The organism is Lacticaseibacillus zeae DSM 20178 = KCTC 3804 (assembly GCF_000260435.1).
Lineage (GTDB): Bacteria > Bacillota > Bacilli > Lactobacillales > Lactobacillaceae > Lacticaseibacillus > Lacticaseibacillus zeae.
In genome coordinates this window covers 79,696-103,085 of the sequence record NZ_BACQ01000007.1, presented here as the reverse complement: position 1 = coordinate 103,085, position 23,390 = coordinate 79,696, and the positions used below count along the sequence as shown (strand labels likewise).

The following is a 23,390-nucleotide window of genomic DNA, read 5'->3' as shown; positions in this document are numbered from 1 at the left end:
AAACGCGATGACAGAAAAGATCTCTGTCACCGCGTTTTCTTAGCAATTACTTAGCATTACGTTGGGCTTGTTTCATTTGCGCCATCATTTGGTTCAGTTTCTTAGCAGATGGCTTTTGCCCCATTTGCATCATCATGGTGCGCAGCATGTCTTCGTTCACAGGCGGATTGTCTTGAAAATACTTTTTCATATATGCCCGTGCGCCGAAGAACCCGCCTGCTAAGCCGACCAGTAACGCAATGATCCCCACAAGTATTGTGATTAGCAATGTGCGGCCTCCTTCAAGTTTCATTTCTCATTGTACTAAAGCGCTTTGTTGTTGAAAAGACTAATCTTTTCGCCAACCATGTTCGCGCTGAATTTTTTGGACTTTCTTGCTGGTTATTTCATGTCCTTTTTTATCAAAAACCTGCGTGTGCTCGATTTGATCGCGTAAACCGGCACGAAAATCTTTTAAATAAGCTTCACGTAGCTGTTGACGTTCGATTTTTTCCTCAGGTGTCAACCCTACGCTGCGATCTTTCTTGGCTAATTCATTGATCCGATCCAGTCGTTCTTGTGGTTGTTGTGCCATCATGTTGCCCCCTAAGTTTTACTAGCATCACTTAATTTAGTTGAACCGCGTGGTAGTGATAATTTGCGGCTTCATGATCAGGATACGGCGCATTTTGTAACATCGCAACATATTCTGCGGCACGGCGCCGAGAAGAGAAGGCTTTGAGCAACTCGATAGGTGCCAAGCGGTCCGCGTAGTAGACAACATAAATCAACTGATCGTTCATGAGCCTTCACCTCGAGTCTGTCGTGGCGCGGTGGTGGCGTGAGCTAGAATCCCCGTTAACTCCCATAGCGCGTTCACTGGCGCAGAAGTCTGCGTGTAAGGACCTCTAGCCCAAAATGGCCAAAGCCCAGCCATTTTGGGAATCCCCGTCAACTTCCATAACGCGCTCGCCAGCCCAGAAACCTGCATGTAAGGACCTTGGTCGCAATGGCCAAAGCCCAGCCATCACGACCAAGGCCACTTACACTCCGGTTTCTAACCGGGCTGGCTCGCGCTCAAACAAAAAAAGACCGTTTCCGGCCTTTTCCAAGATTAACGACGCTTTTCGCGGATACGTGCTGCTTTGCCGCGGAGTGCGCGTAGGTAGTAGAGTTTTGCCCGACGAACTTGGCCGTGACGGGTGACTTCAATCTTTTCGACCCGTGGGGAGTGTAATGGGAATGTCCGTTCCACACCGACACCGTTTGAGATTTTACGAACAGTGTAGGTAGCGGAAATGCCAACACCGCGGCGTTTGATTACAACGCCTTCAAAGAGCTGAATACGTTCGCGTTCGCCTTCAACGATCTTGGCGTGGACGCGGACGTTATCACCTGCACGGAAGTCAGGAATATCGTCGCGTAACTGTTTCTTGGTAATTTCTTGAATCAATGGGTTCATTGGTCTTTCTCCTTTGCCGACATTCATAATCATCCCGAACAGCGGAATGCCGTTGATATGTGACGTATCACAATCAATAAGTTTAGCATGTCCGGTGATGCGTGTAAAGATAAAATTCTTTACAAGATTGGCAGCCACTATGCACCGACACAACAATACAGATTCCGCCAAAAACGTCCTATCATTTCGCGCTTTATGCTTAATCGGTATCCTCTTTGTTCTGTTCGAAAGCGTTCAATCGTCTTTCTGCTGCTTTTGTGGCCTCTTCTGTTTTAACCTCGCGTAACAGTTTTTTGGCAGCATCATCAAGTTCGACCCGCTCAAGCAAATCCGGCCGCCGCAGATAGGTTCGGCGCAGACTTTCCTTTAACCGCCAACGGGCAATCAGCTGATGGTTGCCATTTTGAAGCACTTCTGGCACCTGCATACCGCGATATTCAGGCGGGCGGGTGTATTGCGGGTACTCGAGGAGGCCATTTTCAAAGCTGTCAGTGTGGGCACTTTCGTCATTACCCAAAACGCCAGGCAAAAGCCGGACAATCGCATCAATCATGACCATTGCCGGCAGTTCGCCACCGGTTAGGACATAGTCGCCAAGGGAATATTCATCGGTGACCAGTGTCCGAATCCGCTCGTCATAGCCTTCGTAATGCCCACAAATGAAGACCAGGTGGCGTTCTTGCGAGAGTTCCCGCGCGGCTTGTTGGTCGAACTTTTTGCCTGCCGGATCCATCAAAATAACCCGTTTTGGCCCCGGATGGCGTTGATTGACCCCATCCATAGCCTCAAACAGCGGTTCCGGCTTGAGCAACATACCAGCACCGCCACCATAAGGCGTGTCATCAACGTGATGGTGTTTGTCATGGCTATAACTGCGATAATCAACCACATCAAAGTTAAGCAAGTGGCGTTCAAGCGCCTTCCCGATCATGCTTTCGCGCAATGGCTCAAACATATTTGGAAACAAGCTTAAAACATCAATCTGCATCGTCAATCAACCCTTCCGGCACGATGACGTGCGCTTCCTTGCGTTCCAGATCAATCGACTGTACCACAGACTTTAAAAACGGCAACAAAATCTCACTTTTACCGGCGCGGGGAATTACCCAGACATCATTAGGACCGGGGCTGAGAATCTCACTGACTTTGCCGAGTGTCTGACCATGCTCATCAATCACCGTCAAGCCGATAATATCTTTATAATAATAGCTACCGGCTTCAAGCGGCTGTAAGGCAGCATCCGTGACCTGCAGTTTTTTCCCTTTGAACGGTAAAACCTGGTTAATATCCGTATAGCCTTTAAACGTCAGCATTGTGAGGCCTTTATGTTCGCGAACCGATTGAATCGTCAGCGCCGTTTTGGGCGAAGTCGCAACATAGACCGTCTTCCCCACCTGAAACCGCTGTTCCGGAAAATCTGTCGTCACAAGTACGCGAACTTCACCGCGGATGCCATGGGTATTCACAATCGTGCCAATATCATAATACTCGGGCATACATTTCCTCCTTATGTCTCCACCAGTCATGTCAAAATAAAAAGACCGACGCGGTATGCGCCAGCCTTTTTATTTTGTATGCGGCGCATCCAAAATATTGAGCCGCACCCGCTTATAGTACGGGCTTTTAACACTGTATACAATGGTTCGGATTGCCTGGGCAACCCGGCCCTGTTTGCCGATCACGCGGCCGACATCTTCAGGCGCAACAGCCAGATCAAAGGCCATATACTCGCCTGTTTCATGCGCCGTCACCTTTACGGCTTCTGGCTTGGTAACCAGCGGGGTAACAATGGCTTTGATCAAACTACCGATATCCACCATTTAAGACCGCCTTTATTTCTTAGCAAAGCGCGCTTCATGATACTTCTGCATGATGCCCTTGCTGCCAAGCAAGTTACGTACAGTATCTGAAGGTTGTGCGCCTTTTTGAAGCCAATGCAAAATATCTTCTTCATTTAACTTTAAATCGACTGGATTAGTCAACGGGTTGTAATAGCCCACGGCTTCGATGAAACGACCGTCACGCGGCGAGCGTGAGTCTGCTACAACGATCCGGTAGAAAGGCTTACGCTTTGAACCCATCCGCTTTAAACGAATTTTAACTGCCACTAAGTCCACCTCCTGCTCATTTATCAACCTTGATAGCATAGCAAAAAAAATTTAAGCTGTAAAGCCTTTTTTCTTTACACGAAAAATTGTTCGGCTTATGAATGGAATCGCTTGGCCTTTTTAAGCCGCTTCTTCTTATTGCGCTTTTGCTTACGAACCATGGAGTTCATCGCCATTTTTCCTAGCTTGCCGGAAACACCGCCACCCATGAGCCCGTCAAGGCCTTTCATATTGCCTTTGCTCATCTGGTTCATCATTTGTTTACTTTGGTTGAACTGTTTAATCATGCGATTGACTTCAACAACCGGCCGTCCGGAACCACCGGCGATCCGCCGCCGCCGACTCGGATTCAACAAATCCGGATTTTCCCGTTCTTGCGGGGTCATCGAATAAACAATGGCCTTCATGTGGGCAATGTCCTTAGGGTCCATTTTGACATTTGCCAACGCCTTATTATTCGCCATCCCGGGAATCATCTTCATGATGTCCTCAAGCGGCCCCATTTTGCTAATTTGGTCCATCTGATCGAGAAAATCGTTAAAATCAAACGAATTCTCACGGATCTTTTCAGCGACTTCCTGAGCTTGCTTTTCATCATAGTTCTTTTGGGCTTTGTCAATCAGCGTCAGCATGTCACCCATGCCAAGAATCCGATTGGCCATCCGGTCCGGATAAAAGACATCCAAGGCGTCCATCTTTTCGCCTTGACCGATGAACTTGATCGGCTTGCCGGTGACCGCCCGAATCGAAAGCGCTGCCCCACCACGGGTATCGCCATCCAACTTCGTCAAAACAACGCCGGTAATATCCAGCTGTTCGTTGAAGCCTTTGGCAACATCAACTGCCGCTTGACCGGTCATGGCATCCACGACCAGTAAAATATCATTCGGATGCGCCAGTGCTTTGATATTCTTAAGCTCGTTCATGAGCTTTTCATCAATCTGCAAGCGGCCAGCCGTATCAATGAGGACGTAATCGTTCTTGTTTTCTTTGGCGGTGGCCAAGCCTTGCCGCACAATTTCAACCGGATCGGTATCGGTGCCCATCTCAAATACCGGCACATTCAGCTGCTTGCCGATGGTTTGCAGCTGATCAATCGCTGCCGGTCGATAAACGTCGGCCGCGATCAGCAAAGGCCGCGCCTTCTCGTTGTCCATCAAATACTTGGCCAGCTTACCGACCGTTGTAGTTTTCCCGGCCCCTTGCAACCCGGCCATCATAATGACAGTTGGAATATGCGGCGCCTTGTTCAGCGGCACCGCTGCCTCGCCCATGGTTTTGACTAACTCGTCATTGACAATCTTAATGATTTGTTGGGCGGGGGTCAGGCTTTCGAGTACTTCTGTGCCGACTGCTTTAGTGCGAACGTTTTTGATGAAGGTCTTAACCACATCAAAATTGACATCGGCTTCCAGCAGCGCCAGCCGAATCTCTCGCATGGCTTCGCGAACGTCGCTTTCACTGACCTTACCTTTACGCCGTAATCCGCTAAAGGCTTTTTGTAACCGTTCCGATAATCCTTCAAATGCCATAGTATCCCCCTGCTATTTCGCGGTTTGATCCGCGACTCGTTCTAATAATGTGCTCAAAGCCTTGTCGTCCGGGTAATGGGTGCGGACATACCCCACAAGTGCATCCACTGCCTCATTTTGCGCTTGGTAGTTGGCAAAAAGATGCAGCTTCTTTTCATATTCTTCCAAGCTAGCTTCGGTTCGCCGAATATTGTCGTAAACCGCCTGGCGCGACACGTTAAATTCAGTCGCAATTTCACCCAGCGAATAATCATCACCGTAATACAAAGCCAAATACGCATGTTGTTTATCCGTTAATAACGGGCCATAAAACTCAAACAATGAGTTCATGCGATAATTTTTTTCGATTTCCATCATGTCATTCCCTTAATCCCATGATTGCCGGTACATCAGTTCTCCGGCCGCTTGAACATGGTCCTTGTATAAGGATACCGGTATCGTTAGAAATGGTCAATTGTCACCGGAAAATAGTCAGCGCATCTCACGGTCCATCACGTTTATAAAAAACGGCAAGCTAGACGAGCGTTCATTAAGCATTTAAAATGTAATCGGTTACAACCGCCTTATCGTCATTTAGGAAAGGACAAGATTTCACATGCCAAAAACGGACCTAAAAATGACAGCAGCTGGTTTTAAAACTACTGATGATTTAGTTGACGCTACTATCCATCTGCTTGATGAGAACGACTATCACTTTCTGGCGATCGCACTAGCGCAAGAGCTGGTGTATCATCGTAGCGACCAAGATAAAGTGACGTTGATTAAAGAATATGTCCAACTTGTGTAGATATAGAGCTACATTCGCACATTGTCTGTTCTCTAACAGGACGGATCGACGAAAGCGGATTCACATTTCCGGTTTTGCCTCATTTCGTGGTACACTGAACATGTGAAAAATTGGAGGGAAGAATATGGTCGCAACCTTTATTTACTGGGCCGTGTTTGCTGTCCTTGCTGCTTGGGGATTGTGGAGTTTGGTTTTCTCATGTGTTTACCTGAGCAACCATGAAAACGGCAATTTATGGTTCTTTGCTATTATCAACACCATCTTCGGTCTTTTAGGCTGGCTATTTGCGTGGATCATGAGTAATACCGCATGGCAACAATACTGGTTTGCAAGTAAAGTCCAACCATCCGCATGGTTCACTTACCTGCTAATCGGCTACCTTGTCTTGGTTATCTTACAAGTCATTTTTGGCCGGGAAAAGAAAGTCCAGACAGCCTAAATCATCAACGCGCCGGATTGACGCACCTTGACGCGTTCGCCGGAGCAGGAGTCTGCGTGTAAGGACCTCGGTCGCAATGGCAAAGTTCGCCATCACGCCCAAGGCCACTTACACTCCGACTCCTAAGCGCGCCGGCTCACGCTCATATAAAAAAGCGTTGCACTTGAACGAACAGGTGCAGCGCTTTTTTCTGTTCTTTTGATTGCCTTGACTTAGACTTAGGCTTTGACTTCAATCAAGCCCTTAAACAAGCCGGTCACAAACTTCGTCGGATCAAATGCCTGCAAGTCATCCATTTTTTCGCCCAGCCCCACTAACTTGACCGGTACATGCAGCTCATTGCGGATTGCCAAGACAATGCCGCCTTTGCCAGAACCGTCCAGCTTGGTTAGCACAATGCCGGTAATTTGGGTCGTCTGGTTAAACTCTTTCGCCTGATTCAGCGCATTCTGGCCGGTCGTGGCATCCAGCACTAACAAGACTTCTTGCGGCGCATCCGGCAATTCGCGGACGATCACGCGTTTAATCTTGTTCAACTCGTTCATCAGGTTGACTTTATTTTGCAAGCGGCCAGCGGTGTCGACCAACACTACATCGTAGCCTTCTTCTTTTGCACGCTTAACGCCATCAAAAACAACGGCTGCGGGGTCGCCGCCTTCTTTCGTGGCCACCACTGGTACATCAACGCGGCGGCCCCATTCTTGCAATTGCTGAATAGCGCCGGCACGGAAGGTATCAGCTGCCACTAACAAGACACGCTTGCCTTCTTCTTTGAGCTGATGCGCCAGCTTGCCGACTGTGGTCGTTTTACCGGCGCCGTTAACACCCACAAACAGAAAGACAGTTGGCCCTTCTTCGGCAAAGTGGAGTTGATTATCCTCACCCTTGCCGGCCTCACCATACATATCTACCAGCTTCTCAACGATAACCCGCGAAACGGCCTTGGGATCCTTCGCATTTTTAAGCTTAACCTCTTCGCGCAATTCATCGCTCAACCGAACCGCTGTTTCAAAACCAACATCGGATTCGATAAGCATCTCTTCAAGATCATCGAAAAAGTCTTCATCCACCGTCCGAAAATTGGCAAATAACGCATTAAGCTTTTCGCCAAAACTGCTGCGGCTTTTCTCAAGACCTTCGTCATATTTATTTTCTTCAGGCGTTTCCGGCTCTTCGCCGGTGAACGCCTTTTTAATCGCATCAAAAAGTCCCATTAACTTGTCGCCTCTTTCTGTGATTGATCCAGACTGACTGCCATAATCCGACTCACACCGGATTCCTGCATGGTCACCCCGTACAAGACATTGGCTGCAACCATCGTGCCGTGGCGGTGCGTGATCACAATAAATTGCGTCGCACTGGCATAATGGCGTAAGAACTCGCCAAACCGGTTAACGTTGACATCATCCAGTGACGCCTCAACTTCATCCAAAATCGAAAATGGCACCGGACGGACTTTTAGAATCGCGAAAAGCAGAACAATCGCGGTTAACGCCCGTTCGCCACCTGACAGCAATGACAGTCGCGTCAACTTCTTGCCAGGCGGTTGTGCGGAAATCTCGATCCCGGTTGCCAACAGATCATCTGGATCAGTCAAGCTGAGATGGGCATGCCCACCGCCAAACATTTGCGGGAAAATCGCCTCAAACGCACTATTCGTCTGGTCAAACATATTTCTGAATCGTGTTTTAACGGTTTCATCCAATTCGTGCATTGTCTCTTCAAGCTGCTGTTTAGCGGCCAAAAGATCGTCTTGCTGCTTGGTGAGAAACTCGTAGCGCTGATTGACTTCTTTGAACTGCTCGATCGCATTCAGATTAACCGGTCCTAGTTCATCGATCCCGCGTTTCAAGAGCTTTAACTTGCTCTTTAATTCGGGAATCGGCGCGTGATCCGGCGCCACGGCAGCTTTGGCCGCTTCGTAAGTGAGCTGATAATCCTCGGCTAACGTGTTCAGACGAGCATCCAGGCCCAACTTCACCCGGTTAAGGGCCACCGCCTGTTGTTCGGAGGTCGCCATCGCCTGATGCTGTTGTTCATAGGTCGTTGTAATTCTGGCAGAAATCTCGCTTAACTTGCCACGATTGGCCGCCTTGGTTTGAGTCACTTTGGTTTGCTCGGCCTTCAGCTGCTTCAGTTCCTCTTGTAACTTGGCAATCGTAGCTGTACGACTGGCTTTTTCAGCCGCCGTTTCCTTAGCCGTGGCCGTAATGTGCTCAATGCGTTGCTGGAGTTCAGTAATTTGTTCATTTGCATCCCTGGCCTGCGTTTGCCATTGCTGATGCTGATCATGCAGCGTCTGCAAGTCATTGGTCACCACGGCCAGCTTCGTCTTCAACGCATTTTCGGCTGCTGCTTGCTTCGACCGGGAATCGGCCGCAGCGGCAGCGGCAGCTTTCAGTTGTTCAATTTCTGACTGAGCGTCTTCGATGTCCCGAGCGATTTTTTTACCCGCTTGATGAAGCTCGGTCATTTTGGTACTTAAATCAGCCTGAGCCGTGTTGGCTTGTTGTGCGGCCGCCAACTGTCGCTGCGCCTGTCGCAACGTCTCTGCCTGCGCAGTGTGTTGACTGGTAATGGCCGTTAGATCAGCCGCTAACGCCTGAGACTGCGCCTGAGCGTCCTGCCAGGCGGTTTGAGCGGCATTCTCCTGCGTAGTCAGTTCGGTCAAGGCGGTTTGCTTCTTTTTCAGATCTTCGACTAGTCCCTGCAGTTGGGTTTTGAGGTGGCGGGCTTCCTGGTTGCGGGCCAGTGGTGAGGCTTGCCGACCTTGCTTGACCTGGCCGCCTGTCAGTGAACCACCTGGATTTAAAATATCCCCAGCCGTGGTCACAATGCGATATCGGTGATGGGTGGTGTTGGCAATGGTAATCGCGTGCGGTAGGGTATCAACAATCAAGACACTGCCTAGCAGATTAGCCATCACGGACTTTAGATCAGCCGGATATTGGGCAAGCTGCAGACCCGTGCCTAAAAAGCCATCTGCGCCTTTGACAAGTTGCAAAACCGCACTCGGCAGCTCACGTGGCCGCATCACAGCAGCCGGTAGAAAAGTCGCCCGCCCAGCCCGCTGTTGCTTTAACAGGCTGATGGCACGTTGGGCTGCTGCTTCATCGCGGGTGACAATGGCCTGTAGATTGCTACCTAACGCCAAATCAAACGCCTGCTGGTAAGCAGTCGGTACTTCCAACAATTCAGCCACCGCACCAATCACACCCGGCAAGGTTGCTTTATGCTTCAGCACAACCCGAACGCCGTTATAAAAGCCCGCATAGTCTTCATTCAATTCAGAAAGCGTCTCATACCGTGCGCGTGCGCGTTGATAAGTCGCCATTTCGTCTTGATAAGTTTGTTGTTGGGCAGTGCGGTTTTGTTGCAGCTGATTCAACTTGGTTTTAGCTTCTTCAACGGCAGTTTGTTGCGTTTCGGCTTTGGCCTGTAACTTTTGCTGCTGACTTAGCAGCGTATTGACCTTGGCCTCCTGATCCTGCGCCTGCTTGCTCAGTTCATAGATGCGCCGATCATGAGCCGCGTTTTGACTCGCCGCGAGTTGCTGGTCTTTTTGTAAGGCTGCCTGGGCATTTTTATTGTCAGCTTGGGCTTTCAACAGATCAATGTAGTGATTCTGGACGGACTCCAACTGGCGATTCAAAGCAGCCGGATCTTGGCTGGCTTGTTTTTGTTGGGCCAACTGTTCCTTGAGGTCTTGCTGCTTTTTCTGGGAGGCATCAAGCTGCTTGGTTAAGTCGGCCAGTCGCTGGTTTGCCTCTGCTAGCGCCTGCTGAGCGTGGGTCAACCGATCTTTTAAATCAGCCAGTGTTGTCGCCGCATTAGCCGAGCGTTCGCTAGAGAGGTTCGCTTCACCGCTAAGACTTTCCAGCTTCATCGAACGACTCAAGACTTGGTCATTGAGCTGATTCAATCGTTCCTCATGCTGATGATCAATTGCGCTCAACTGCTCGGACTGATTTTCCAGATCCTTAACCTTTGCCGTCAGCGCCGCAATGGTCGCCTTGGTCACTTTGGCTTCGCCTTGGGTCTTCTCCTGCTCCGCCGCCAGTTGTTCGATTTCCAGCGCCAAAAGTGTTTGGTGAATCTTTTGATAGTCCGCGGTTTGCTGCTGATAATCCTTGGCCAGTGAAGCTTGCTCTCGCAGTGGTTCAACCTGATGCTTCAACTCGACAATAATGTCGTTAATCCGCGCCAGATTATCGTCATTGTTAGCCAACTCGCGCTCAGCTTTGGTTTTCTGTTGCTTATATTTATAAACGCCAGCGGCTTCTTCGATGATGCCCCGGCGTTCCTCTGGTTTGCTATTAAAAATCGCTTCAACCCGGCCTTGCGAGATAAACGAAAAGCTCTCACGTCCCAAGCCGGAATCCATGAACAGATCAACAATATCCTTTAACCGAACATCTTGATTATTGAGCAGAAACTCGGAGGTGCCATCGCGATACAATCGGCGCGTCACCGAAACTTCGGCTGGCTGATTTTTGAGATACCCGTCGCTGTTATCGAAGGTCATGGTAACCGCCGCGCGATTCAAAGCAGGCCGGCTGTCCGTACCTGCAAAGATAACATCACCCATTCGCTCGCCGCGCAAGCTTTTGGCACTTTGCTCGCCCAATGCCCAGCGAATCGCCTCGGTGATGTTACTTTTCCCACTACCATTTGGTCCAACAATCCCAGTCAGACCAGACACAAAATCAATTTCGGTTTTATCTGCAAATGATTTGAAGCCATTAATGATCAAACGCTTTAATTCCATGATGACCCCATTCTAGTTCTTACTTTTTCAAGCGGGCTAAAGCCGCCTTGGCTGCAGCTTGCTCGGCCGCTTTTTTATTCTTACCGAATCCGGTCCCTAATACTCGGCCTTCAACTTCAACATCAACGTGAAATTGGCGTTCATGAGCAGGGCCCTTTTCATCCAGGAGGTGATACACAATCGCCACATCACCATTTTGCTGCAAGGTTTCCTGCAAGGCAGTTTTATGATCCTGGTTAGCCGAAAACTCACCGGCATCAATCTTAGGAAAAATGATCTGTTCGGCAAATTTGATATTGGCTTTACGGCCTTGATCCAAGTACAAGGCACCGTTAAATGCTTCAAACAAGTCTTCCAGCAACGTCAATCGCTTGCGGGCACCGGCTTTTTCTTCACCTTTTCCCAGCTTAATATAGCGATCAAAATGCGCCTCTTTTGAAAACGCCGAAAAGGCTGCAGTTTGAACCGCGGCAGCACGGATACGGGTCAAATCACCTTCCGGCTTATCCGGAAACTTACGATACAGATAGTCAGAAACGGTCAGTTCAAGCACCGCGTCACCAAGAAATTCAAGTCGCTCGTTATCTTTTAACCCTAATTCTTTGTGTTCATTAACATACGAGGAATGCGTGAAGGCTTCATCCAATAGACTGAGATCGTGAAATTCAATCCCATAACGCTGACGCAATTCACTCACAAACTCTGAGGCAACCATGAAGAGCCCTCCTTTTTATCACCTTCTAATTATACAAGAGCGCACCAAAAAAGACACCTGCGATTGCAGATGCCTTTTAGGGGTAATTGAGTTTCGACTACTTCTTGGCGGTGCTGTTGCTTGTAACAGCTAGCTTGTACCAGTTCAAGTTATTAGCCGAAGCATAATCAACACTAGCGTTCTTCACACGTTTATTAACCGGGAAAATTTCTTGACGATAAAGTGTTGGAATAGCAAAGGCTTCATCGTTAGCATATTTCTGCCATGCCTTCAATGCTTTAGCACGGTATGTCGGATTCATTGCTTTCTGACCATCAATGTCATTCAACAGCTTGGTATTCTCAGCAGAGACAAACCGTGTATAGTTAAACGGCGCTTTAGCTGAGAACAGATCCATTGGTGAAGGATCGGACGAAAGACTCCAAGCGGCCGCATAAACATCGACACTCTTATCATCCTTTTGAATCTTGTCGTAGAAGGAGTTGAATTCGATTGGACGACCGGTGGTTAACTTAACACGCAAACCAATCTTCTTCCACTGCTGAATGTAATCCTGTGCCAATGGTTGTGCTGTTGAACCACCAGCCATAGTAGCAAAGTTAATCGTCAGTTTCTTGCCATTAGGATCGGTTCGATAGCCGTCTTTGCCCTTCTTATAACCCGCTTTATCAAGCAAGCTGTTTGCTTTCTTGATATTCAAGTCATAGCCATTGATATCGGCATGCACATCTTTACCAAAGACAGGTGGAATCAAAGTTGTCGCACGCGTCCGCGTCCCATTGTAAAACTTAGAAGCCACTTCATCATTGTTCAGTGCATAACCCATAGCCTGACGAAGACTCTTATTCGCCATCTTTGCCTTTGGATTATAAACATTTTCGTTCTTGCTATCATCCCACTTACCTAACTTAAAGCCAAGATAGTTATAAGCAAGTGACTGATGGCCGAGGTTCTCATAACCCGAAATGTTTTTCCAGTCATTGTATGTGTCTGCAGGCATGCTATAAACTAAGTCATACTTATGATTCTTTAGGGCCGAAGTAATAGAAGCAGACGAAACATTTTCAAAGGTGATTTTATCTAGCTTTGGTGTGCCCCTCCAGTAATACTTGTTCGGCGTATACTGGACGCTTTGACCAGCAACAACTTTACTAATCTTATATGGGCCAAAGAACAGTGGCTGTTTACGAACTTTATCGCTGGATTCAAGTTTATCAAAGGCAATATCATGCAGATAATGATATGGAGCCGCACTTTCAAGGAAATACCCATTCCCTGAAGTGTTGAACGAAGGTTTCATTTGCTTGAAATGAATAACCATCGTATCCCCATTGTCACCCTTCGGCATCGTCAACCCTGAAATAGAATCAGCTTTGCCATCATGATACTCAGTTAGGCCTTCAATGTTTTGAAGGGACTCTGTGTACCGTTGACTCTTTGTACCCTTGTTCGCCATGATTTCATAGGCATAAACCAGATCACGTGCAACAACTGGCTGACCATCCGACCATTTGACGTTTGGTTTAATGGTAACCGTAATTGTCTTAGCGTTGTTATCCTGTTTCAAAGTCGCAGCACCACTATTATTAAACTTAAATTTGCTATTGTAAGCAAATAATGATTCAGCTGCGGGACTCATATAATAGTTGTCAAAAGCATCGGTATAAAGTTCTTCGTTGAAGACCCCCTTAAATGGTGAATCATCAACCACCGCTACATTGACATTGCCGCCTTTAACTGCCTTTGCAGTATTGTTGTAAGAAATCGGGAACTTCACACTCTTATTGGAAGTACTTGAGCTGGAGTTCGAACTCTTACTGCCACAAGCTACCAAGGTGATGGATAAAGCGGTAGCGAGCGTGATCATTCCGAGCACAGAACGCTTTTTCATACTTTTTCCCCCTTCCGCGCCGTCATCGCAATATGTAAGCGAAGCAACGCTTCATGTGAGTTAAATGATAGCATAATTAGAGCGGAATGACCAATATTTCGCCACAAATTTTTCTTTTTTTCGTCAAAAATAAAGAGGCACCCAGATTAGTCTGAGTGTCTCTTTATGAATTTTCAGAAAAACCGTAACTTTAACCTCGACGTTGCCGTGAATCAGCCGCACGCCGCAGAGCCTGGCCAACAAAGTTAATTGAGAGTGACAGTGTCAACAAGACTAAAACAGCAGGAAACCATACCCACCAGCGATTAAAAATCAAGTCTGGGTTTGAGGCGTAGCCAATCAGCGTCCCTAAACTTGGTGTCTCCATCGGTAGCCCAAAACCTAAGAAGGAAAGGGCGGTTTCGATCCCGATAGAACTTGCAATCGTCAGCGTCAGATCCGTAATGATCAATGAGCTGATATTAGGCAAGACCCCGGTGAACATTATCTTAAAATTAGAGGTCCCTGAAGTCTTTGAAGCCATAACGTACTCACTGCGCGCTTCCGACAGCACTAACGATCGCATCAGCCGCGTGGTGGTCATCCAGTAGAAAGCCGCCATGATAAGAATGATGGAGATCACATTATATTGCGGCACAATCGTAACTAGAACGATAATCACTAGCAAAGATGGGATGATCATCCAAAAATCAACGAGTCGCATAATCACGGAATCAATCCAGCCACCGAAGTATCCAGAAATTGTTCCAAGGACAACCCCGACAAACTCAATGATTAGCGCCACCGAAATCCCGATAGTAATTGAGTTACGGGCAGCAAAGAACAAATATTTGAACATATCCCGGCCGCCTTCATCAGTCCCAAGAATATACCCGTTGACACCCGGTGATGTGTAGCGATCCATGATATTAACCTGCGTTGCACCGCCAACGTTGAACAACATTGAGCCAATAAACGCAGCAAGGATAATCGCAACCGCTAAGAATAGTGAGACCACAGCAACCTTGTCTTTGCGGAATTCGTTCAGAATCACCTTGAAGTTAGAAGGTGATTGTTCAATTTTTGTGGTGTTAGCCGCCACTTCATTTGCATTGTTTTGCATAAACTTTCCCCACCTTCTACTCGATCCGGATCCGCGGATCCACGATACTCATGATGATATCTGACAGTAAGTTACCAAGCAACGTCAGGAAGCCGAACAAAAGCACCAGCGAGATAACCACCGGATAATCACGGCTGGTCATCGACGAAACAAAGAGTTGACCCATTCCAGGATAACTGAAGACGGTTTCCAAGATGACGGAGCCGCCCAGCAGGCTGGTAATTTGATTACCCATGAACGCTGCAATCGGCAATAAGGAATTACGCAAAATATGTTTATCAAAAATAACGCGGGCCGGCACACCCTTAGAACGAGCGGTCCGAACAAAGTCCTGGTGAGTATTATCGATGACCCCGGTACGCAGATACTGAATCGTACTTGGCGTCGTGATAATCCCCGCCACTAACGCCGGTAGAATCATATGATAGATCCGATCCCAGACATAGCCCAGTGTTCCCGGATTATACGTTGACGACACACTCCCGCCGGTTGGGAACCATTGTAAGAAGAAGCCGAAGAAAATGAGCCCTAACAGATAGAAAACAAATGGTGGTACGGCCATCAAAATGAAGGATGCAACCGAAATTGCAGAATCTCGTTTACTACCTTCATATCGGCCAGCAATAACACCTGCTGGAATGGCGATAACATAGAGAATCACCGTTGACATCAACGCCAGCCAGAATGTGTTCACTGCCCGTTCACCGATCAGACCGGTTACTGACCGTTTGTAAACGAAGCTCTGACCCAAATCACCGTGGAACATGTTGCCAACCCATTTGAAATATTGAATATACCATGGATCATTCAAGCCATACTGCTGACGTAAGGCCGCCATCTGTGCTGCGCTTTGCCCTTGTTGAAAATTACCGGATAACGGATCCCCGGGCATCATTTTTGACAGGACGAAAACCAAGACGCTCAGCAAAATCAATTGCGGGATCATGATTAAGATCCGGCGTAGAATTGTTTTCCACATTAATCATGCACTCCCTTCATTGTTGAATCTGGCAGCGCAACGTAATGTGTATCGGAAATCTTCTGGAGATCCAAAACGCGGCCTTCCTTGGAATAATATTTAGATTCTTCTTCTTTAAAAACGCGTTCGACTTCGCGCCGATGTTCTTTGTTCTCCTCGCGATCATCGGGGTTAACATCAGGAATCGCGGATAAAAGCCGTTGCGTGTAAATATGTTGCGGATGATTATAAATATCTTCACGCGTTCCGATTTCAACGAAACGGCCACGATGCATGATCGCCATCTTTTTACACATGTGTTTCACAACGCCCAGATCATGTGAGATGAACAGATAAGAAATGTTGTATTCTTCCTGAATGCGTTTCATAAAGTTCAACACTTGCGCTTGAACGGACAAATCCAGTGCCGATACGGGTTCGTCGGCGATAATCAACTTAGGATTCGTCGCCATGGCTCGGGCAACCCCGATCCGCTGACGCTGGCCGCCGGAAAATTCGTGTGGATACTTGTACAAAGCATCACTTGGCATCCCCACGATATCCAGTAGTTCCTGAACGCGATGACGCTCTTCGTCTTTGGTCAGGTTCTGAAAATTACGAATTGGCTCTGCAATAATATCCTCAATGCGCTTACGCGGATTCAAGCTAGATAGCGAATCCTGGAAAATCATCTGCACATCCTTGTTGTACTGCATGTGCTTGCGAACGCTGCGCTTGGTGATGTCCTGACCCTTGTACATGATCGAGCCGGACGTCACTGGCTCCAGTCCAACGATCGCTTTACCGGTTGTCGATTTGCCTGAACCGGACTCGCCAATCAGGCCATATGTTTCGCCTTGTTCAATATCAAAATCGATCCCATCAACTGCCAGCACGTGATCCGTCACCCGGTTAAAGAAGCCGGAACGAATGGGATAATGTATTTTTAGATTTCTAACTTCAATCATTGCCATAATTACTCACCTTTTTCAGCCGCTTGGTCGTCATCCGGGAAATAGAAGTCTTTGTAGCACGTGCACTGAACAAAATGATCAGGTGCGACTTCATGCATGGTCGGATGCTCTTCGTGAGCAGATGCCGGAATCCATGGAATTCGGGGAGCAAATCGGCAGCCTTCCATCTGCATATTCTTCAATGACGGCACTACGCCTTGGATAACGTGTAGCTCGTCATCATCGGAGTCGGCTTGCGGCATCGAGCGCAACAGACTGCGCGTATACGGGTGAGTCGGATGCTTGAAGACATCCATCACCGAGCCGCTTTCAACAATCTGTCCCGCATACATCACCGCCACGCGATCAGCGGTTTCGGCCACAACGCCAAGGTCATGGGTAATTAAAATAATGCCGGAATGCATTTCCCGCTGAATGTCTTCCAACAGATCCAGAATTTGTGCCTGAATCGTGACATCCAACGCGGTAGTTGGTTCGTCGGCAATGATAATCGGTGGTTTGCAGGCAATCGCAATCGCAATGACAATCCGCTGCCGCATCCCGCCAGATAGTTCATGTGGGTAAGAACGTGCCGTCCGTTCGGGATTGGGAATACCGACTTGATTCAGCAGTTCCAGCACCCGTTTATCGCGTTCTTCCTTGTTCATCTTGGTATGGTAAACCAGCGTCTCTTCAATTTGCTCGCCAATCCGCATCAACGGATTCAACGCAGCTAACGGATCCTGGAAAATCATCCCGATATCCTTACCACGAATCCGATCAAACAGGGTTTCATTTAACCCGACCAGATTCAGGTTGTTATACAAGATATCACCGGTCACTTTTGTATTACGCGGATCATGAAGACCGATAATACTGGTTGCCAAAGTACTCTTGCCGGAGCCTGATTCACCTACAATCGCCAGAATCTCATCTTTTCGTAACGTGATGCTGACATCATCGACAGCATCATAAAAAGCATCTCCAAGTCTGAATCCGGTGTGCAGATGTTGCACATCTAGCAGCAAATCTTCAGGTTTATCCAAACGAACTCCTCCTTTGCGTCCTTGACGCAAGATTAAAACAAGATGAGATTTTTGAAATAATTGTCTCTAAGTATAAAGAAATTATAGTGGTTATGCAAGCCAAAAATGCGTCCCAACGCCATTGAAGCGCGAAATTAAACAAAAAATCCAACAACTAGTCATGCACAAAGGCGGGGAACTTTGAGGAAAAACCGATCATCTTCAACATGATGTTGCAAGGTGATCATATCAAAAATTGTGGATGTTTTGAAGAAAACGTCCTTTATCTGCGTGCGGCTCGTAAAAACGAAAGTGACTCGCGCTCACCATAACGCACTCCCCGGCGCAGGAGCCTGCATGTAAGGATCTTGGTCGCAATGGCCTAAGCCCGGGCCATCACGTCCAAGACCACTTACACTCCGGCTCCTAACCGCGCCGGCTCGCGCTCACAAATAAAAAAGCCGCCATCACTGGCAGCTCACGCATTCACTATTTTTAATGTGCTTTGATGTAATCAACCGCATCTTGAACTGTTTGGATCTTTTCCGCATCGTCATCTGGAATTTCCGCGCCGAATGCATCTTCGAGTTCCAAAACAAATTCGACAATGTCAATCGAATCTGCATCAAGGTCTTGCTTGAAATTCAAGCTTGGACTGATTTTGTCAGGACTTAACTGAAAATGGTCCTGAATCAAGCCTGCGATCTTTTGATAAATTTCGTCTTCACTCATGCCGCTCCTCCATTCATCTGCCAATTTAGTTTACTTGTTTCCGCCGTCGTTGTCTACGGCTTTATCAGTGGTTTTCGCTTCGGCAATTTCCGGGTGAGCGTCAAAATAATCCACCACTTTGGCTACCGTGCCATTTTTAACCATTTTGGCTGTCTGCAACAAGGTGTAATAAACCGTGTCAGCATCAGCCGCGCCGTGAGCTTTGACCAACGGCGCTTTAAGCCCAAGCAAGACCGCGCCACCGTATGAAGAAATATCGAAGGTTTGTGCCATCGACTTGAGATTGTTTTTCAAAAACAGACCACCTAATTTCCCGGAAACACCGCCATCGTAAATGGCACCCTTTAACATGTGCATAACAGTGCGGACAGTACCCTCAATTGCCTTTAACGTTGCGTTGCCGGTAAATCCGTCAGTGACGACCACATCGGCAGGTCCATTGAGAATATCACTGGACTCGACGTTTCCCACGAAGTTAATCCCAGGAGCAGCCGCCAAAAGATCATGCGCTTCTTGATGCAACTTGTCGCCTTTGTTTGCTTCTGTGCCGTTGTTAAGCAAGCCCACGCGTGGATTGTCAACGCCGCGAACGTCTTTAGCATAGTAGCTACCCATGATTGCGTATTGTAACAAATGATACGGACGGTTTTCCGCATTGGCACCGACATCTAACATCACAAAACCCTTACTGTCAACAGTCGGCAACGTTGGCAACAAACCCGGCCGTTCAATGGCCTTAATCCGGCCGATAATGAATAAGCCAGCTGCCAATAACGCCCCGGTGGAGCCTAGTGAAACCATTGCGGCCGCGTCGCCTTGTTTAACTGCCTGCGCCGCCAATACCATCGAAGCTTGTTTCTTACGCCGAATCGCCCGAACCGGTTCATCGTCACTGTTAATCTTTTCGGCCGTGTGCACGATCGTCAGCCGATCCTGATTATGAATCAAAGGTTTGATTTTGGCTTCATCCCCATAGAGGATAAATTCCAAATCTGCGTCATGGTCGCGCGCCTTTTCCGTTCCGGCAATCACAACTTCCGGAGCGTGGTCACCGCCCATTGCATCAATTGCAATTTTCATAAAATCCTTCGTTCCTTTCGCATTTAATCCAAACTGCCATTCATCTGCCGACTAGCAGCCAGATAAGCGGCTAGCGGTTGATGCTCAGGTTCCAGCAAGTGCGGATCAGTTTTAAAAATCCGGGCCACAATCTGTTGGGCAGCTTCCAGAGTTGGAAAATCCCCGACAGGATCGGCCACTTTAAACTCTGGCAGTCCTGACTGCTTATCTCCAAAAATATCACCCGAACCGCGCATTTCCAAATCTTTTTGGGCTAACAAGAAGCCGTCATTGGTTTTGGTCATGATTTGCATGCGGGCGATGCCTTGCTCATTTTTAGGGTCAGCAATTAACAAACACTGCGCTGCTTTGCTGCCACGACCCACGCGGCCACGGAGCTGATGAAGTTGCGATAGGCCGAAGCGATCGGCATCGAAAATGGCCATCACCGTCGCATTGGGGACGTCCACCCCAACTTCAACGACCGTCGTCGACACCAGCACTGCAATGTCACCCTGACTAAACGCCCGCATGATTCGATCTTTTTCATCTGGCTTCATTTTGCCGTGCAGTAACGCAACCTGTCCAAGATTGCCAACTGCTTTCTGCATATCTGCAAAAAGCTGCTCGGCGTTTTGCAAGTCGATCTTTTCCGATTCCGCAATCAGCGGGGTAATGGCAAACACCTGGCTTCCTGCCTGCACCTGACTGCGAATCAGCCGATAAACCTGACCGACTTGGTTCTTACGCAGCCATGTAGTCGTGATCGGCTTGCGTCCTGCCGGTAATTCATCAATGGTGGAGACGTCCATTTCACCGTATGCCGTAATCGCTAGAGTTCTAGGAATCGGCGTCGCGGTCATAGACAGCAAATCGGGCTTCTGGCCTTTTTCCTGAAGGACCTTGCGTTGATTGACCCCAAAGCGATGCTGCTCATCGATAACCACCAACCCCAAGGCTTTAAAATCGACGCCTTTTTGAATCAGCGCATGGGTACCGATGATCAAATTAAGTGTGCCCATTCGCAGGTCGGTCAGCAGTTCACGCCGTCTCTTTGCGGTTGTCGATCCCGTCAAGAGCCCCAGCTTAACCGGGAAATTAGCGAACAGTTTCTGCAACTTGGCAGAATGTTGCTCCGCTAGTACTTCAGTCGGCACCATCAAGGCAGCCTGATAGCCGGCTGTAACCGCCGCATACAAGACAATCGCTGCAACAATCGTTTTCCCGCTGCCCACGTCCCCTTGCAACAGGCGATTCATATGATTGGGCCGGCGCATGTCCGCACAGATCTCATTCACAACCCGTTTTTGCGCATTGGTCAATGAAAACGGCAGCGTCGCAATCAGTGCCCGCAACGCCTGGTTGTCATACGGAATGGCAAGACCGTTGCTACTGTTGGTATTAAGCTGTTTCAGCGCTTGTATTTGCAGTTGAAACAGGAAAAACTCGCGAAAAACACCGGTTCGGCGCGCTGCCTTGGCTTCTTGCGGCGTGTCGGGAAAATGCATACCATGGACCAGCTGTTCATCCGTCATTAACCGATAATGCTCACGAATGCTAGCAGGAATCAGGTCATGGATATGCTGATGATCACGCGCCCACGCCGCCTTAATCAGATCAAGTAACGTACCCATCCGGATGTTTTTATTCACGGTATAAATCGCCGCCATGGACGGCTGATCCTGTGACTGGGTGGCCAGAATTTTCATCCCGGTCAGACTGCGGCGCTGGGCATCCCACTTGCCAAAAATTGCTGCTTCATCACCCATCTGAAAGCGATCTTTTAGCCAAGGCTGATTGAAGAAAGTGACCAGAATGACACTGCGTTCGACCTGCAGCTTGACATTCACCCGGCTGCGGTGCGGACCAAAACGGCTAATGACAGGATCAGCAACCACGACGCCTTTGATCGTCAGCTTTTCTTGATCGGCTGCTTCAGCAAGATCTTTAACTTTAAGGTCATCATAGCGATATGGAAAATAAAACAGGACATCGCCGACCGTATGAATCCCTAGACTGGCTAATCCCTCTTCACGCTTAGGACCAACTCCGGGTAAAACGCTAACCGGGTCCGTGAGCGCCATCATCATCCCTCCCTTCGCAATAAGCTGGTAAACGACAAACCGTGCTTAGCCTTTCATGTCGCAAAAAAGTGCCCCGCACGCGGGACACCTTGGCAGTAAAGCAACTTGTTTACTCGACCGAGACAAGATAAGGATAAACCGGCTGATCGCCTTGGTGAATTTCAAATTCCAGATCCGGATGGGCTTTGCCGACCGCATCCTCAATTTTCTTAGCTTCGTCTTGATTAGCATCGGCGCCCACAATGATCGTGACAATTTCACTGTCGTCATTGATCATCTTGTTTACCATTGCAATCGCTGCTTGCTGCCGATCCTGATCAGTGACGCTAATCGTGCCATCAATGATCCCCATCCAGTCGTGATTCTTGATGGCGAGCCCATTAATCGTGGTATCACGAATGGCTTGCGTAATAGAACCGCTAATCACATTCGGTAGTTGGGCGGTCATTTCGCTTTGGTTGGTAGCCAAATCGGCGTCTGGATTATACCCAAGCATAGCGGTCATGCCTTGATTGATGGTCTTACTTTTCACGACAGCGACTTCTACATCCGTTGCAGCCTTGGCAGCAGCTTCTGCCGCCATGAAAATATTGCCGTTATTTGGTAAGACGATCACATGCTTGGCGTGAGCAGCCTTCACCGCATCCAAAATATCATTAGTACTTGGATTCATGGTTTGCCCGCCGTTTAGCACATAAGTCACGCCCAGACTCTTGAATAACTCGCCGAGTCCCTCACCGGCAGCGATGGCAACAACCCCCATTTCAGCTAGTGGTTGGTCATTGGCATGAGCATCTAGAGAGCCTTCCCGTTCGATGATGCTTTCCTGTTGTAAGCGCATGTTATCGACTTTGATTTTCATAAGCTCACCGAACTGCTGGCCGTAACGAAAAACTGTACCAGGATGTTCAGTATGAACGTGGACTTTAACCACTTCTTCATCAGCAACCACCAATGTCGAGTCGCCGAGGGTATTCAAATAATTACGAAACGGTTCATAATCAAAGTGCTTAAAATGATCGCCGGTCTCCAGCTCAACCATCATCTCGGTACAATAACCATAAACGATGTCGGCCGGATCCAGTTGGGTCTGGGCGCTTTGGTGGTGGACGGCATTAATCATTTCGGTCATTTCTTCATCCGTGACATCATGAACATCCGAACTGACTTCACCGGATAAGCCTTCACGAAATCCTTCATAAATAAAGACCAGTCCTTGACCACCGGAATCGACAACACCGACTTCTTTCAAAACAGCGAGCAGATCCGGCGTCTTGGCCAATGCACGCTTGGCACCTTTAACAACGGCCGTCATAACGACCAAAGCGTCATCTGAGCCATTAGCCGCTTTTAAGCCGGCTTTGGCGGCTTCACGGGCAACAGTCAGGATCGTGCCTTCAACCGGCTTCATTACCGCTTTATACGCCGTCTCGACGCCATGAGCAAACGCGTCAGCCAAATCCTGAGCGGTCAGACTCTTCTTACCTTCTACGCTTTTGGCGAAACCACGAAAAAGCTGGGAACTGATCACACCCGAATTACCGCGGGCGCCCATCAACAGGCCTTTGCCTAAGTGCTTGGCGAGATCGCCAACGCCAGCGTCGTTAGATTCCAACACTGCCTTGGCACCGGTTTGAAACGTCAGATTCATATTGGTTCCGGTATCGCCATCAGGCACCGGAAAAACATTTAATGAATTCACAAAATCAGCATTTTTATTGATGCGATGTGCGGCTACCCGGATCATGTCCTGGAATTTAGTCGCCGTTATTTCGGTTACTGCCACGAAACATCCT

24 protein-coding genes are annotated in these 23,390 nt (G+C 48.3%); 2 read left to right on the top strand and 22 right to left on the bottom strand.

Going from position 1 to position 23,390, the window contains the following annotated elements; genetic code table 11:
- Positions 1–46 precede the first annotated feature (46 nt).
- The 10 genes from GSO_RS01195 to GSO_RS01145 all read right to left on the bottom strand — a co-directional run bounded on the left by GSO_RS01195 (position 47) and on the right by GSO_RS01145 (position 5,435).
- Positions 47–268: a YneF family protein gene (locus tag GSO_RS01195; protein WP_010488061.1), complete on the bottom strand. Its 222-nt coding sequence runs from the start codon at positions 266–268 to the stop codon at positions 47–49.
- A gap of 60 nt (positions 269–328) precedes the next feature.
- Positions 329–574, bottom strand: a complete 246-nt coding sequence (locus GSO_RS01190) for a DUF896 domain-containing protein (protein WP_010488059.1) — start codon at positions 572–574, stop codon at positions 329–331.
- Between the two features lie 31 nt (positions 575–605).
- A complete protein-coding gene (locus GSO_RS18040) occupies positions 606–782 on the bottom strand; it encodes a hypothetical protein (RefSeq protein ID WP_010488057.1) in 177 nt (58 codons plus the stop codon).
- Between the two features lie 311 nt (positions 783–1,093).
- Positions 1,094–1,441 carry a 50S ribosomal protein L19 gene (rplS, locus tag GSO_RS01175; RefSeq protein ID WP_010488055.1) on the bottom strand — a complete coding sequence of 116 codons (348 nt, stop codon included), beginning with the start codon at positions 1,439–1,441 and terminating at the stop codon, positions 1,094–1,096.
- Positions 1,442–1,640: 199 nt separating this feature from the next.
- Positions 1,641–2,429: a tRNA (guanosine(37)-N1)-methyltransferase TrmD gene (gene trmD, locus GSO_RS15380; protein WP_010488050.1), complete on the bottom strand. Its 789-nt coding sequence runs from the start codon at positions 2,427–2,429 to the stop codon at positions 1,641–1,643.
- Complete coding sequence (rimM, locus tag GSO_RS01165) at positions 2,419–2,937, bottom strand: ribosome maturation factor RimM (protein WP_010488049.1); 519 nt, start codon at positions 2,935–2,937, stop codon at positions 2,419–2,421. Before rimM ends, trmD begins: the two co-directional genes overlap by 11 nt.
- 69 nt (positions 2,938–3,006) lie before the next feature.
- Positions 3,007–3,261, bottom strand: a complete 255-nt coding sequence (locus GSO_RS01160; RefSeq protein WP_010488048.1) for a KH domain-containing protein — start codon at positions 3,259–3,261, stop codon at positions 3,007–3,009.
- Between the two features lie 12 nt (positions 3,262–3,273).
- Positions 3,274–3,549, bottom strand: coding sequence for a 30S ribosomal protein S16 (gene rpsP / locus GSO_RS01155; RefSeq protein ID WP_010488047.1), 276 nt, complete (start codon positions 3,547–3,549; stop codon positions 3,274–3,276).
- A gap of 95 nt (positions 3,550–3,644) precedes the next feature.
- Positions 3,645–5,081 carry a signal recognition particle protein gene (gene ffh / locus GSO_RS01150; RefSeq protein WP_010488046.1) on the bottom strand — a complete coding sequence of 479 codons (1,437 nt, stop codon included), beginning with the start codon at positions 5,079–5,081 and terminating at the stop codon, positions 3,645–3,647.
- A 12-nt stretch (positions 5,082–5,093) separates the two neighbouring features.
- Positions 5,094–5,435 (bottom strand): putative DNA-binding protein, encoded by a 342-nt coding sequence (locus GSO_RS01145; protein ID WP_010488044.1) that lies wholly within the window; start codon positions 5,433–5,435, stop codon positions 5,094–5,096.
- A gap of 241 nt (positions 5,436–5,676) precedes the next feature.
- Between GSO_RS01145 and GSO_RS01140 the strand changes: the two genes are divergently transcribed.
- Positions 5,677–5,868 carry a hypothetical protein gene (locus GSO_RS01140; RefSeq protein ID WP_010488043.1) on the top strand — a complete coding sequence of 64 codons (192 nt, stop codon included), beginning with the start codon at positions 5,677–5,679 and terminating at the stop codon, positions 5,866–5,868.
- A 124-nt stretch (positions 5,869–5,992) separates the two neighbouring features.
- Positions 5,993–6,307: a hypothetical protein gene (locus tag GSO_RS01135; protein ID WP_010488042.1), complete on the top strand. Its 315-nt coding sequence runs from the start codon at positions 5,993–5,995 to the stop codon at positions 6,305–6,307.
- Between the two features lie 218 nt (positions 6,308–6,525).
- On the opposite strand, the gene ftsY is transcribed toward GSO_RS01135, so the two are convergent.
- The 12 genes from ftsY to GSO_RS01070 form a co-directional block, all read right to left on the bottom strand.
- On the bottom strand, positions 6,526–7,521 hold the full coding sequence (gene ftsY / locus GSO_RS01125; RefSeq protein WP_010488041.1) for a signal recognition particle-docking protein FtsY: 996 nt from the start codon (positions 7,519–7,521) through the stop codon (positions 6,526–6,528).
- Complete coding sequence (gene smc / locus GSO_RS01120) at positions 7,521–11,075, bottom strand: chromosome segregation protein SMC (protein WP_010488040.1); 3,555 nt, start codon at positions 11,073–11,075, stop codon at positions 7,521–7,523. Before smc ends, ftsY begins: the two co-directional genes overlap by 1 nt.
- A gap of 19 nt (positions 11,076–11,094) precedes the next feature.
- The gene (gene rnc / locus GSO_RS01115) at positions 11,095–11,790 is read right to left on the bottom strand and encodes a ribonuclease III (protein WP_010488038.1); all 696 of its coding nucleotides are present in this window, start codon (positions 11,788–11,790) and stop codon (positions 11,095–11,097) included.
- A gap of 97 nt (positions 11,791–11,887) precedes the next feature.
- Positions 11,888–13,681 (bottom strand): oligopeptide ABC transporter substrate-binding protein, encoded by a 1,794-nt coding sequence (locus tag GSO_RS01110; RefSeq protein WP_010488036.1) that lies wholly within the window; start codon positions 13,679–13,681, stop codon positions 11,888–11,890.
- A 190-nt stretch (positions 13,682–13,871) separates the two neighbouring features.
- Complete coding sequence (locus tag GSO_RS01105) at positions 13,872–14,783, bottom strand: ABC transporter permease (protein ID WP_010488035.1); 912 nt, start codon at positions 14,781–14,783, stop codon at positions 13,872–13,874.
- A gap of 16 nt (positions 14,784–14,799) precedes the next feature.
- Positions 14,800–15,762, bottom strand: a complete 963-nt coding sequence (opp4B, locus tag GSO_RS01100; protein ID WP_010488033.1) for an oligopeptide ABC transporter permease — start codon at positions 15,760–15,762, stop codon at positions 14,800–14,802.
- Positions 15,762–16,715: an ABC transporter ATP-binding protein gene (locus GSO_RS01095; protein WP_010488031.1), complete on the bottom strand. Its 954-nt coding sequence runs from the start codon at positions 16,713–16,715 to the stop codon at positions 15,762–15,764. Before GSO_RS01095 ends, opp4B begins: the two co-directional genes overlap by 1 nt.
- A 2-nt stretch (positions 16,716–16,717) precedes the next feature.
- Complete coding sequence (locus GSO_RS01090; protein WP_010488029.1) at positions 16,718–17,740, bottom strand: ABC transporter ATP-binding protein; 1,023 nt, start codon at positions 17,738–17,740, stop codon at positions 16,718–16,720.
- 474 nt (positions 17,741–18,214) lie between these two features.
- The gene (gene acpP / locus GSO_RS01085) at positions 18,215–18,451 is read right to left on the bottom strand and encodes an acyl carrier protein (RefSeq protein WP_010488027.1); all 237 of its coding nucleotides are present in this window, start codon (positions 18,449–18,451) and stop codon (positions 18,215–18,217) included.
- A gap of 30 nt (positions 18,452–18,481) precedes the next feature.
- Positions 18,482–19,531 (bottom strand): phosphate acyltransferase PlsX, encoded by a 1,050-nt coding sequence (gene plsX, locus GSO_RS01080; RefSeq protein WP_010488025.1) that lies wholly within the window; start codon positions 19,529–19,531, stop codon positions 18,482–18,484.
- Positions 19,532–19,554: 23 nt separating this feature from the next.
- Positions 19,555–21,594: an ATP-dependent DNA helicase RecG gene (gene recG / locus GSO_RS01075; RefSeq protein ID WP_010488021.1), complete on the bottom strand. Its 2,040-nt coding sequence runs from the start codon at positions 21,592–21,594 to the stop codon at positions 19,555–19,557.
- A 109-nt stretch (positions 21,595–21,703) separates the two neighbouring features.
- Entirely contained in the window at positions 21,704–23,380 is a 1,677-nt protein-coding gene (locus tag GSO_RS01070; protein ID WP_010488020.1) for a DAK2 domain-containing protein, read from the bottom strand.
- Positions 23,381–23,390: the final 10 nt, after the last annotated feature.

Bases quoted from the DNA above. Each gene is read 5' to 3' on its own strand.
- GSO_RS01190 (WP_010488059.1), bottom strand. From the start codon at position 574: ATGGCACAACAACCACAAGAACGACTGGATCGGATCAATGAATTAGCC.
- GSO_RS18040 (WP_010488057.1), bottom strand. From the start codon at position 782: ATGAACGATCAGTTGATTTATGTTGTCTACTACGCGGACCGCTTGGCA.
- rplS (WP_010488055.1), bottom strand. From the start codon at position 1,441: ATGAACCCATTGATTCAAGAAATTACCAAGAAACAGTTACGCGACGAT.
- trmD (WP_010488050.1), bottom strand. From the start codon at position 2,429: ATGCAGATTGATGTTTTAAGCTTGTTTCCAAATATGTTTGAGCCATTG.
- rimM (WP_010488049.1), bottom strand. From the start codon at position 2,937: ATGCCCGAGTATTATGATATTGGCACGATTGTGAATACCCATGGCATC.
- GSO_RS01160 (WP_010488048.1), bottom strand. From the start codon at position 3,261: ATGGTGGATATCGGTAGTTTGATCAAAGCCATTGTTACCCCGCTGGTT.
- ffh (WP_010488046.1), bottom strand. From the start codon at position 5,081: ATGGCATTTGAAGGATTATCGGAACGGTTACAAAAAGCCTTTAGCGGA.
- GSO_RS01145 (WP_010488044.1), bottom strand. From the start codon at position 5,435: ATGGAAATCGAAAAAAATTATCGCATGAACTCATTGTTTGAGTTTTAT.
- GSO_RS01140 (WP_010488043.1), top strand. From the start codon at position 5,677: ATGCCAAAAACGGACCTAAAAATGACAGCAGCTGGTTTTAAAACTACT.
- GSO_RS01135 (WP_010488042.1), top strand. From the start codon at position 5,993: ATGGTCGCAACCTTTATTTACTGGGCCGTGTTTGCTGTCCTTGCTGCT.
- ftsY (WP_010488041.1), bottom strand. From the start codon at position 7,521: ATGGGACTTTTTGATGCGATTAAAAAGGCGTTCACCGGCGAAGAGCCG.
- smc (WP_010488040.1), bottom strand. From the start codon at position 11,075: ATGGAATTAAAGCGTTTGATCATTAATGGCTTCAAATCATTTGCAGAT.
- rnc (WP_010488038.1), bottom strand. From the start codon at position 11,790: ATGGTTGCCTCAGAGTTTGTGAGTGAATTGCGTCAGCGTTATGGGATT.
- GSO_RS01110 (WP_010488036.1), bottom strand. From the start codon at position 13,681: ATGAAAAAGCGTTCTGTGCTCGGAATGATCACGCTCGCTACCGCTTTA.
- GSO_RS01105 (WP_010488035.1), bottom strand. From the start codon at position 14,783: ATGCAAAACAATGCAAATGAAGTGGCGGCTAACACCACAAAAATTGAA.
- opp4B (WP_010488033.1), bottom strand. From the start codon at position 15,762: ATGTGGAAAACAATTCTACGCCGGATCTTAATCATGATCCCGCAATTG.
- GSO_RS01095 (WP_010488031.1), bottom strand. From the start codon at position 16,715: ATGGCAATGATTGAAGTTAGAAATCTAAAAATACATTATCCCATTCGT.
- acpP (WP_010488027.1), bottom strand. From the start codon at position 18,451: ATGAGTGAAGACGAAATTTATCAAAAGATCGCAGGCTTGATTCAGGAC.
- plsX (WP_010488025.1), bottom strand. From the start codon at position 19,531: ATGAAAATTGCAATTGATGCAATGGGCGGTGACCACGCTCCGGAAGTT.
- recG (WP_010488021.1), bottom strand. From the start codon at position 21,594: ATGGCGCTCACGGACCCGGTTAGCGTTTTACCCGGAGTTGGTCCTAAG.